Source organism: Leptospira vanthielii serovar Holland str. Waz Holland = ATCC 700522 (genome assembly GCF_000332455.1).
GTDB lineage: Bacteria > Spirochaetota > Leptospiria > Leptospirales > Leptospiraceae > Leptospira_A > Leptospira_A vanthielii.
In genome coordinates, this window is sequence record NZ_AOGY02000077.1 from 23682 (window position 1) to 35129 (window position 11448).

The following is an 11448-nucleotide window of genomic DNA, read 5'->3' on the forward strand; positions in this document are numbered from 1 at the left end:
CATAATTTTCGGCTGGTTTTTGCTTTCAACCGTAAAAATTTTCGGTAGGCTAGTTAGATACAAAATGCTTCCTTTCTCACAAATTTTAAGAAAACCCAATCCCGCATTTCGCACGGAAAAGATACTCGCTGCCATTGATTTGGGCACAAATTCTTTCCACATCGTCGTCGTAAAACTAAGACCGGACGGTACACTCGAATACCTAACCAAAGAAAAGGAATCCGTAAGACTGGGAAGCGGTAGCAGTGATTATGCGGTCATTCAGGAAGATGCCATGGAAAGAGGGATCGCTTGCCTCAAACGGTTTCAGTCCCTGGCTGACTCTTACAAGGCCGAAATTCGAGCCGTTGCTACGAGTGCCCTAAGGGAAGCCGAGAACCGCCAGGTATTTCTAAACCGTGCCGAGAAGGAAACAGGAATCCAAATCCAAGTTGTCTCTGGGAACGAGGAAGCATGCCTCATTTATCTGGGGATATTACAAGGCCTACCTGTTTATGACAAACGAATCCTACTCATTGACATCGGGGGAGGGAGTACTGAACTCCTGATTGGGGAAAAGGGAGAGATTCTTTTTTCTACCAGTTTGAAACTCGGGGCCATTCGTTTAACAGAAAAGTATCTAAAGAAAGATCCTTTGAGTGCCACTGATATGCAGAAGTGTCGGATCCACATTGAATCTGTGTTATCTGCCTTTTTACCACAAATTGAAACTTGGAAACCCTTTATGGTGGTGGGAAGTTCGGGAACAATCTCCTCTGTGGCCTCCATTGTTTTGGAAAAAAAACAAGAAAAAAGGGACAGATTGAACGGAACAGAAATTACTATGGATCAGTTTAAAGAGGCCCGCAAACAAGTATTAGATGCAGATAGTATCAAAAAAAGATTAAAAATTCCTGGCCTTGATGCCAAACGTGGGGATATCATTGTAGGTGGGATTTTGGTTTTGGATGAAGTTCTGCAAAGGATCAAAGCTCCATCCATTACAGTGAGTGATTTTGCTCTTCGTGAAGGAATTGTCTATGATACAATTGAATCTTGGTATAGACATACTGATTCCTCCCTTCCTCCCTTGGACAATATACGGGAAAAAGCTATCAAAACCGTTGCCAACCTTTATCCTGCCGGAAAACAGCATGCGGCGGCAGTCGCAAAGATCACCTTGCAGATGTTTGATGACCTAAAGGATTTACACAAACTAGGGAATTTGGAACGTGATTATTTGGAGACTGCTTGTTATTTGCACCAAGTGGGGTTATGTATTTCGCACCACAACTACCACAAACATAGTTATTATATCATCAAAAACTCAGAAGCTATGGTGGGTTTTTCCAATGCGGAAATCGAAATCATTGCCCTTCTTGCCCGTTACCATAGAAAAGGTGGCCCCAAAGGAAAACACGAAGAGTTTAAGGCCTTACGAGTAGAAGACCAAGTTCTTGTGAAAAAATTGGCGGCCTTCCTTCGCATTGGAGATGGACTGGATCGTTCGGAAAAATCAATCATCGAACGCCTGGATGCCGTGGTGGAAAGAGGAAAGGTTGTCTGTCGGTTGTATCATAAAAAGGGAGCCGATCCCAATTTAGAAATTTGGTCGGTTGCTGAAAAAAAAGATCTTTTTGAAGAAACCTATGCTGTATCCTTAGAGTTCCAAACCTTCTCCTTATGAAATTCTATTTTAGAATCGTTTTTCTTCTTTTTATATATTTTCCCATCTCGCTTTGGGCTTTGCCAGTGGATCTTACAAAAAACTGGAATGTCAAAAAGGGTTGGTTGGAATCAGAAGTTCCCGCAGGTGTCGGTTGGATTCCTTTAGAATCCCTTCCTCTTGTTTCCATCAAGTCTCAGTTAGATTTTCCCGATGGAATTTTACAACAAATCACAATGGTAAAACCATTTCTTTTATCTGAAATTGATTTTAAGGAAACAGAGTCGGATTCTTTTGCCCTACACATTCCTTATCTTACTAATGTGTACAAAGTGTACGTAAACGGGGAGTTGGTTTCTAAAAGTGGAGTTATAGAAAACGATCATATCTCGGAAAGTGGATACAAAAGAAACATTCTAATTAAATTATCTCGGAATTTGTTACGAGTCGGTAAAAATGAAATTCGAGTCCTTCTTGCAGCTGAATCGGGTGAAGAATTAAATTTTTATAAAGTTTTTAATGATTTCGATTCGTCGATTGATCGTTATACGGTATTGGAAAAAGTTGAAGATGAATATGCGACGTTTATGTTGTTATTTTTATACTTTTTTGTTGGGATTTATCATGGTTTGTTTTATTGGAAACGGCGGAATGAAACATACAATCTTTACTTTGCACTTTTTGCCGTATTTTTATCCGCTTATCTGTATTTTAGATCCCAGGCCATCTACCGGTGGGATGTGGATCCTTTTACCACTACAAAAATAGAATATTTTATCGTGTTTTTAACACCCACCTGGCTATTGTTATTCGTTGATGCTTTTTTTCGCAAACGAATTAGCCCGATCACAAAAGGATATTTTGGATTCAGCCTCTTTTTGGCGGTATTACAATTTTTTGTAAACCGAGCCAGTTCCATGATTCTTTTGAGGGTATGGCAAGGATCTGTTTTGGCATTCAGCGTAGTTTTGTTTTATATCACAATTCGGGCAGTGATGAAAGGTAATAAAGACGCCAAGCGTTTGTTATCTGGTATTTTGTTTCTAATATTTACAGCCATTTGGGATATTTTGGGTGCCTCTGGACTCATTCCCATCCAAAATTTAAATTTATCAAGGTTTGGATTTTTGTTCTTTGTGCTTGGGATTGCTGTTGTGTTGGCCAATCGGTTTTTACGTGTCCACAAACAAGTAGAAGAATTGAATGCCAACTTAGAAAGAAAGGTGGTTGAAAGGACAAACGAGTTACAAGAGACTCTCACTCGGGTTCAGGAGTTAAAAATCCAACAAGATGGGGATTATTTTTTAACATCGTTACTGCTTGATCCACTGAACGATTCCAAAAAGTCCCATTCGCCAATGATTGGAATCCAATCCTATACCAAACAAAAAAAAGAGTTTGAGTTCAAAGGAAAAATCAAAGAGATTGGGGGAGACCTCATCATCTGCGATGACATTGTTCTCAATGGTAAAAAATACTTCGTTTTTATCAACGGAGATGCGATGGGTAAATCCATTCAAGGTGCCGGCGGTGCACTCGTATTAGGTGTCGTGTTTTTATCTTTTATCAAACGCACACAATTACTATTGGAAAGTCAGTCCAAATCTCCAGAACGATGGATCAAAGAATGTTTTTACGAACTCCAAACCATATTTGAATCCTTTGACGGGTCTATGCTAGTTTCCGTTGTCCTCGGCCTTGTGGAAGAAGAAACAGGTGTGTTGTATTATCTTAACGCAGAACATCCTTGGACCGTTTTGTACAGGGATGGAGTTGCTTCCTTTATTGAAGAGGAATTGGAACTTCGTAAAATTGGAACCAAAGGAATGGCCGGGAACGTACGTATCCGAGTTTTTGTTTTGGAACAAGGGGATGTTCTTTTTATCGGTTCGGATGGTCGGGATGATTTGATTTTGGAAACGGGGTCTGATGGATCGCGTGTGATGAACGAGGATGAAACCAAATTTTTACAAGTGGTTGGTGAGTCGAAAGGGGAATTGGAACAAATTGTTGAGAACCTCCAATCAATTGGAAGTTTTTCTGATGATTTGACCTTATTACGATTGGAATGGATGGGTTCCGCCAAAAGGATGAGCTCCTCTTCACTGACATCAGTGGGATCAGATCATTTTTTATACTCCGAACTCCAATCTGTATTGGAATCAGGAAACGCAGAAGAAACTTACTCAAACATAGAACGAATGTTAACCAATGAAAATTTGGAAGATGATGTGCGAATCAATTTACTCAGGGAAAAATCTCGCCTTTCCCTTTTATTAAAACGATTTGATTCTGCTGTAGAATCTTTAGAATCCATTTTTCCTTATTTTGTTACCGACAATGAAATTCTATTACAGTTGAGTTATGCTTATAGAAAATCAAAGAACGTACGTAAGGCGGTGGAGATCGGAGAGAGATTACGAGCGAGGGATCCAAAACACCTTCGAAATCTTATTAATTTAGTAGAATGTTACAGACTTCTCAAAAACAAAGAACGAACCCGTAAAATTTTGGAACGACTGGGAACACTTGCTCCCGAAAATTCTCAATATTTGAAACTGAAAGAAGTTTTGGACAAAGAACTTTAGTTTGCAGAATTTCCTTGGGATTGGTGAATTGATCAGAATAAGGAAATAGAATGAATTTTAAGTTCTCTACATATCATGTTTTTGTAGTTGGTTTACTGGCTTTTTTGCAATTCACAGTTGTCCTTGATTTTATGATCCTCTCTCCGCTTGGAGTTTTGGTCATGAAAGAATTACAAATTTCAACACAACAGTTTGGATTTGTAGTGTCAGCTTACGCATTCAGTGCAGGTGTTTCTGGAATCCTTGCTGCTGGTTTTGCGGATCGTTTTGATCGCAAAAAGATGTTACTATTTTTTTACATAGGATTTGTGGTCGCTACCTTTCTCTGCGGAATCGCAAATAGTTATTTCTTTTTATTTGGTGCTCGCATCTTAACCGGGGTTTTTGCAGGGGTCATCTCCTCCATCTCCTTTGCCATTGTTGCCGACTTATTTCCTCTCCAAGTAAGAGGTAGGGTCATGGGTTTTATCATGACTGCCTTTGCGGCAAGCCAAGTTTTCGGACTACCCATTGGTATTTTTATCTCCAACTTATGGGGATGGCAGTCTCCTTTTTTGATGATTGCTGGTATCAGTGGAACTGTTGGGTTTGTGATTGTTTTCTTTTTAAAACCACTCACCACTCATTTGGATAATAAAACAGAAAGACATGCATTTTTGCATTTGGTGAAAACACTCACGGAACCTAAATACTTTCCTGCATATATTGCAACGACCTTACTTGCAACCGGTGGATTTATGTTGATGCCTTTCGGCTCTGCCTTTTCTGTTCACAATTTGGGAGTAAAATTAGAAGATTTACCTTTGGTTTATATGGTCACGGGAGTTGTTTCCATGTTAGGTGGTCCACTCATGGGTAGATTGAGTGACTGGATCGGAAAATACAAAATGTTTGTAATTGCTTCACTTTTTGCTTCGGTGATCATCATTTATTATACAAAAATGCAGATCACACCTTTGCCTATGGTCATTTTTATCAATTCCATTCTTTTTGTATTTGTGGCAGCACGAATGATTTCTGCCAATGCACTCACCTCAGCCGTTCCCGATTTACACGACCGTGGTGCCTTTATGGCGATCAGTTCTTCTGTCCAACAGATTTCCGGTGGGATTGCAGCCACTGTTGCGGGCCTCATCGTTGTACAAACTTCTAGTGGTTATATGGAAAATTATGAAACATTAGGTTATGTTGTCGCAGCGGCCATTTTAATTACCGTGATCTTAATGTACAATGTGAACCGAATCGCTTTGAGTAAACACTCAAACTAAAAAAACGCAGCCGAGTTTGATTGAAACAGAAAATTCAGTCAATCACGGTGGGAGAATTAAATTCCCCCGCCGTTTTTGTTTTCACTTAAGTTGGGCTATTTACTTCCGAGACAACTCGTTTGCCAAATCAACTAACAGACGTACGCCGTAACCAGTAGGGCCGGAAAATTGAGTTCCCGATTTTTTCTTTCTCCAAGCGGCACCAGCGATGTCAATATGCGCCCAGTTGATAGATTCATCTACAAACTTGGAAAGAAAAATTCCTGCAGAAATGGTTCCTGCCCCTTTTCCCCCACCAGTGATGTTTTTGAGATCGGCAATGTCTGATTTTAAATCTTCACCGTATTCTTCCCAAAGAGGAAGTTCCCAAACCCTATCATCCGATGTTTCGGATGCTTTGAAGAGTGCTTCGCGTAACGGATCTGAGTTGGTAAGAATAGCAGCCGCTTCGTGACCAAGGGCAATGATGACAGCTCCCGTGAGTGTTGCTAAATCCACCATATAGTCAGGTTTGTAGTTTTTGGAAACGTAGGATAACACGTCCCCGAGGACTAGCCTTCCTTCCGCATCTGTGTTTTGGACTTCCACAGTAGTTCCATTGTAAGCTGTATAAACATCACCCGGTTTGATTGCTTTGCCATCTGGCATATTTTCGGCCACACCAATGGCAGCAACGATATGGATGGGAAGTTCGAGTGCGGCAATGGCACCAATCGCGTGTATGGTGGCTGCGGCTCCGCACATATCATACTTCATTTCATGCATCTCACCTGGAGGTTTTAATGAAATTCCGCCGGTATCAAAGGTTAAACCTTTTCCTACAATGGCAAATTTCTTTTTGGCTTTGGCTGGTTTGTATTCCAAAATCACCATTTTTCCTTGGAGTTCTGATCCACGGGCTACTGCGAGGATCCCACCAAGACCTTCTTTTTTTAACTGAGGTTCATCCCAAACTTTAATGGACAGTTTGTACTCTTTTGCAATTTCTTTGGAACGAGAAACAAAGTCATCGGGAGTGAAGTAGTTTGCTGGTAAATGTGCAATATGACGAGCACCATTGACGTGTTTGGCGACGATTTTACTTTTAGAAAGTCCAGATTCTGCTAAACTGGTAACTGATTTATCTTCAAATTTTAAGTAAACGGCTCCTACTTTCTTTTTTTCTTTTTTCTTTGTTTGTAAAACGGAAACTGGATAACTTCCGATAAAAAGTGTGTTGGCAATTTGGTAGGCAATTCGGTCGGCTGAGAACTTTTTGGAAAGTGATTTAGAAATGATGACCTCAAGACCCATTCCATCATAACTAAGAATTTTTTCTCCGTATTTAAAAAAATGAGAAATGAACTTTCTGAAATTTAGTTTTTCTTTTTCACCTAATCCGAGATAGATGGTTTTTTCGGATTCATCTCGAAATTCTTTTCCAAGATCTCCAGAAAATACCTTGGTTTCTATTTGGACTGGGAATTTTTTCCCCAATTCTTCTTTCACATCCTCTTGAAAGATAGGGATGAGTTTGTAATAAGAGCCGGATTTGGGTGCACCGATTTGGATTTGTAGCGGAGAGATTTCTATTTTCATTTCCCTTGGATTTCCTGAATGTCTTTGATGATTTCTTCAACGTGTCCTTTTACCTTCACGCTGTCATAGATTTTTTTGATTTTGAGAGAACTGTCCAAAAGGAAGGTGGATCTTACAATACCCATGCCTCGTCTTCCCATAAATACCTTCTCTCTCCAAACCCCATAAGCTTCACAAATTTCTCCCGACTCGTCGGAGATTAGATCAAAATTGATTTCTTGTTTTTCAATGAACTTGGTATGAGATTTTGGATTGTCTTTGGAGATTCCAATCACATTGAATCCGAATTTTTTCAAGCGGGCAAAATTGTCCCGGAAGTCACAAGCTTCTGTTGTACATCCTGGTGTCATATCTCTCGGATAAAAATAGACAACGATCCCATTTTTTCCTGTTAGGTCTGCGAGTTTTACTTTTTCGCCATTTTGGTTGACACTTGTAAAATTGGGGGCTTTTTTGCCGACTTCCAACATATATTTCTCTCCTGGTAATCACATTCTTTTAGACAAAATTCAGTTGTCAATTTCGGAATTTGGTTCGATACTCTTTGTATGGACTCCAAGGAAAGAGCACAACTCATTCGCGAAGCAAATACCGCCTTCAATGCAGGTGATATTCGAAAAGCGCGTGAACTCTTCCTAAAAACCGATTATAAAGATGGGCTCATTCGTTTGGGTGATCACTTTATGTACGATCGGAAACTTCCCATGTTGGCCTTTGGATACTACAAAAAAGCAGGCCGTCAAGACAAGGTGGATGAAATTTTCCAACGAATGGTTTATGCACTCTCTGTTTGGCTCGGTCGTGACAAGTGGAAACAACCTGCATCGGCAAACCAAATGGATTCGTCTACTTCCAAACCATCCTCTCTGCTGAACCCTGATGACTTTGTTGTGCATCCCATTCTAAAAGCAAAGGCTTTAGAGATACTTTCTTCGAAACGATAGTCGTTCGAGATCGTCTAAGGAATAAACATGATCGATAGTTTTACCTTACAAGCTCTAGTTATTTCCACGCTCATTCTATTTTCTATTTTATCGAGTAAACTATTCTTTCGTTTTGGATTTCCTATTCTTTTAATCTTTTTGACCTTTGGAATGTTAGCTGGTTCTGATGGTCCTGGTGGGATTGATTTCAGTGATTATAGTTTAGCACAGTCGATTGGGATTTTTGCTTTAATTTATATTCTTTTTTTGGGAGGGCTCGAAAGTGAATGGGATAGTTTAAAAAACTTCCTTGCTGTTGGGATTCGTCTCTCCATCATCGGAACAATTCTTACAGCCCTCATTTTAGGTGTGGTCATTCATTATTTATTTCCAGTGCTTGGATTTATGGAATCTTTTTTACTCGGATCCATTGTCAGTGCAACAGATGCAGCCTCTGTATTTAATATTTTTAAAACCGATTCTACTGATCTTCCCGTTCATTTAAAAAAGATCATTGAGTTTGAGTCTGGATCAAACGATGCGGTGGGAGTTCTTCTTACCACCATCTTTATGAACCTACTCACTGCCGATGCCAGTTTCAGTGGGTTCCAATTCTTTCGATTTTTTGTGATGCAAGTCCTTGTCGGAATGATGATGGGATATAGTTTGGGTATCCTCATTCTTTATTTGATGAACTCCGTCAAACTTGGGTATGACGGTCTTTATTTAGTTTTTATTACGGCATCGGTTCCCTTCATTTATGCAGTGACCACAGTCTTTCAGGGTAATGGATTTTTAGCAGTTTATATCGCTGGTATTATTGTTGGTCGAAACAAATTCATACATAAAAAATCCATCTTCCGTTTCCTCAATGGATATGTTTGGATTTTGCAAATTGGTATGTTCCTTTGTTTTGGACTTTTGGTTTATCCCACTCGTATGGCAAACATTTGGGTACCCGGCCTTCTTATCGGGGTAATACTGATCCTTTTTGCAAGACCAGCAGCAGTTTTTATATCCTTATTCCGAGTGAATTTACCTATAAGGGAAAAGTTATTTATTTCTTGGGTGGGCCTACGTGGTGCGTCACCCATTATCCTTGCCACCTTTCCTATTGCCCAAGGTCTCGTCTGGGGAGATTTACTTTTTCATATTGTATTTTTTGTGGTCCTTGTTTCCTTACTCATCCAAGGATCTCTCATTCCTAAAGTGGCGCAGTGGTTGGGAATTTTAAAAAAAGATCCCGATCGTAAAATTTATCATCCTACCGACTTTGATAACATCGAGTTCCCAGGTATGACCTTACAAGAGTTAATTGTGCCGTATAACTCCAGTGTGGTGGACAAAGCTTTGTTTGAAATCAAACTTCCAGAACAGTCACATATCCTTCTCATTGCCCGGGGGAACAGTTTTTAATTCCCTCAGGAAACACACAAGTTAAGGGTGGGGATGTGGTTTGGGTTTTGGCAAAAGACGATGTGATGCCGATCATTGGCAGAACCTTTATGGCAATCGCCTAAAGATTGTTTTAATTTCTAATTTTAATTCTTCACTTTGACCATCTTTTTATCCAAACGAAATCCGTAATACACCGGAAGGGCAATAAGAGTGATCATAAGCCCCCATCCCGCTGTCACGGGTTTTTCAATAAAGAGAATGGTCATCACGGCAATGTTTGCTAAGATATAAAGAAAAATGGGCAGAGGATAAAAGGGAATTTTGTAATCTGATTTCATTCCCATCTTTTCAAATCGAAACGGTGTAGCAGCCGTTAGGCAGGATAAAATGAGTATCGAACAAGTAATCATATAGAGAAGTGCTTCGATTTCTTTGACAAACAAAAAGAGAATGGCAACAAAGGCCTGAAAGAAAATAGAAACATAAGGGCTATGCCATTTGGGATGGATTTTGGAAAAAGAAGGGATAAACACTCCATCTCTTGCCATAGCAAAGTAAACTCGACTTCCACCAATGAGGATGGCCGACATCGATCCCAATATCACCCAAGCAATGAAACTCGTGGTAAGGATCGAATAATTCACTCCAAATAACTTCTGAAAGGCGATGGCACCAATCCCATCTTGACCTGCAAGCTCCTCAATGGGAGCAGAAATCACAAAAAGTAAATTGATGGCAAAATACAAACCAGCCACAAGAAAACAAGCTGTGATGGCAGAACGAACGATGGTTTTCTCTGGATTTTTCACTTCTTCTGCGATGTAGGTAATCATATTCCATCCCAGATAGGAAAAGGAAACCGGCACAATCCCAATCAAAACCTTAGAGTAAAACGAAAGTTCCAAAAGATTTGGAAACGGAGAATTCCATAAATAAGTCCAGTTGGTATTTCCGATCGAAAACCCAAGTGCCAAAAAGAGAAGAAGTCCTGTGATTTTTAAAACCGCAAAGACATTTTGTACACGAACCGCAGATTTGATTCCGAAGTAATTGAGTCCGCTAAAAAAAAGAATCGGCAAAATGCCAATAAAGGTGATGGAACTAATTTGTAAATCTAACCCGAGTAAGGTGAATGTGGGAGATTCCCAAACAGGAAGACCAGGAAATAAAATTTGTACATATTTGCCGAAAGCAAGTGCGAGTACGGACACACAAGCAGAGAAATTAGTGAGTAAAGAGGACCAACCACTCATAAAAGCAATGGCAGGTGAATAGGCAACTTTTAGATAAACATAATCTCCTCCAGCAAAGGGAAGAAGACGTGCCGCATAAGCATAAGTAATGGAGCCTGAGAGAGCAAGAACTCCGCCGACAATCCAACAGAGTAGGACAATCCAGAGATTTCCTGTTTCTTTAATCAAATAACCAGAGGTGAAAAAAATTCCCGATCCCACCATGGAAGAAAATAGGACGGAAATGGAATCAAAAGTAGTAAGGGAACGTTTTAATTCCAATTAACCGCCGAGGAGTCGTTTTACCATCGTTTCAGAAATTGGTTTCATGGAAGCCGTAGACACAGATCCTATTTTACCTTTAAACTCTTCTGGGCTTAACATCATTCCAAGAGAAAAAATATTTTCCCCTTCGACTTCTTTTTTCTTAAGCTCTGCAAGTAGGCTTGAGATATTACCTTTGCTATTTTCTAAAATTTCTGGTTTGGTAAATTTCCCTTCACCTAACTCTGGGAATAGTGGTTCCCCTTCAAAAAGAAGTTCTTTGAGTTTGTTTTCTTCTTGAGTGGCATCTTCCAAAAGTCCAATGCGAGATTGTTCCTTAGAAAGTTGTTTTTGCAGTTCCGTGAGTCGTGATTGGATATTGTGATACTGAACAGGAAGGCTGACAACAAAGTCGGATTTTTCATCTGACTTTTGTACGGTGGTTCCTGTTTTTCCAGAACCGACATCTTTAGTGTCCTTTTTGTCCTGGACTAGTTTTTCTGCTGAGTTGAGGAGACGATTGAGACGAACATCCATGTCCTACCTTCCTTG

At 39.9% G+C, this 11448-nt stretch carries 9 protein-coding genes; 5 read left to right on the forward strand and 4 right to left on the reverse strand.

What is annotated here, in order from left to right; all coding sequences use genetic code 11:
- The first annotated feature begins 64 nt into the window (after window positions 1-64).
- From LEP1GSC199_RS18950 to LEP1GSC199_RS18960, 3 genes are read left to right on the forward strand one after another with little or no spacing between them, the layout of a single operon-like run.
- A complete protein-coding gene (locus LEP1GSC199_RS18950; RefSeq protein ID WP_002991034.1) occupies window positions 65-1666 on the forward strand; it encodes a Ppx/GppA phosphatase family protein in 1602 nt (533 codons plus the stop codon).
- Window positions 1663-4233 (forward strand): SpoIIE family protein phosphatase, encoded by a 2571-nt coding sequence (locus LEP1GSC199_RS18955; RefSeq protein ID WP_002990950.1) that lies wholly within the window; start codon window positions 1663-1665, stop codon window positions 4231-4233. Before LEP1GSC199_RS18950 ends, LEP1GSC199_RS18955 begins: the two co-directional genes overlap by 4 nt.
- A 50-nt stretch (window positions 4234-4283) precedes the next feature.
- Window positions 4284-5501, forward strand: coding sequence for an MFS transporter (locus LEP1GSC199_RS18960; RefSeq protein ID WP_002990690.1), 1218 nt, complete (start codon window positions 4284-4286; stop codon window positions 5499-5501).
- 99 nt (window positions 5502-5600) lie between these two features.
- Here LEP1GSC199_RS18960 and LEP1GSC199_RS18965 read toward each other — a convergent pair whose 3' ends face one another.
- Entirely contained in the window at window positions 5601-7079 is a 1479-nt protein-coding gene (locus tag LEP1GSC199_RS18965; RefSeq protein ID WP_002990770.1) for a leucyl aminopeptidase, read from the reverse strand.
- Entirely contained in the window at window positions 7076-7549 is a 474-nt protein-coding gene (gene bcp / locus LEP1GSC199_RS18970) for a thioredoxin-dependent thiol peroxidase (protein ID WP_002991059.1), read from the reverse strand. Before bcp ends, LEP1GSC199_RS18965 begins: the two co-directional genes overlap by 4 nt.
- 78 nt (window positions 7550-7627) lie before the next feature.
- Between bcp and LEP1GSC199_RS18975 the strand changes: the two genes are divergently transcribed.
- Window positions 7628-8023 carry a hypothetical protein gene (locus tag LEP1GSC199_RS18975; protein WP_002990705.1) on the forward strand — a complete coding sequence of 132 codons (396 nt, stop codon included), beginning with the start codon at window positions 7628-7630 and terminating at the stop codon, window positions 8021-8023.
- Window positions 8024-8050: 27 nt separating this feature from the next.
- Window positions 8051-9418, forward strand: coding sequence for a potassium/proton antiporter (locus tag LEP1GSC199_RS18980; protein ID WP_002990903.1), 1368 nt, complete (start codon window positions 8051-8053; stop codon window positions 9416-9418).
- Window positions 9419-9543: 125 nt separating this feature from the next.
- Here LEP1GSC199_RS18980 and LEP1GSC199_RS18985 read toward each other — a convergent pair whose 3' ends face one another.
- Both LEP1GSC199_RS18985 and LEP1GSC199_RS18990 read right to left on the reverse strand, forming a co-directional pair.
- Window positions 9544-10914 carry an APC family permease gene (locus tag LEP1GSC199_RS18985; RefSeq protein WP_002990657.1) on the reverse strand — a complete coding sequence of 457 codons (1371 nt, stop codon included), beginning with the start codon at window positions 10912-10914 and terminating at the stop codon, window positions 9544-9546.
- A complete protein-coding gene (locus LEP1GSC199_RS18990) occupies window positions 10915-11433 on the reverse strand; it encodes an LIC10415 family protein (RefSeq protein ID WP_002990666.1) in 519 nt (172 codons plus the stop codon). It abuts the gene before it with no gap.
- Window positions 11434-11448: the final 15 nt, after the last annotated feature.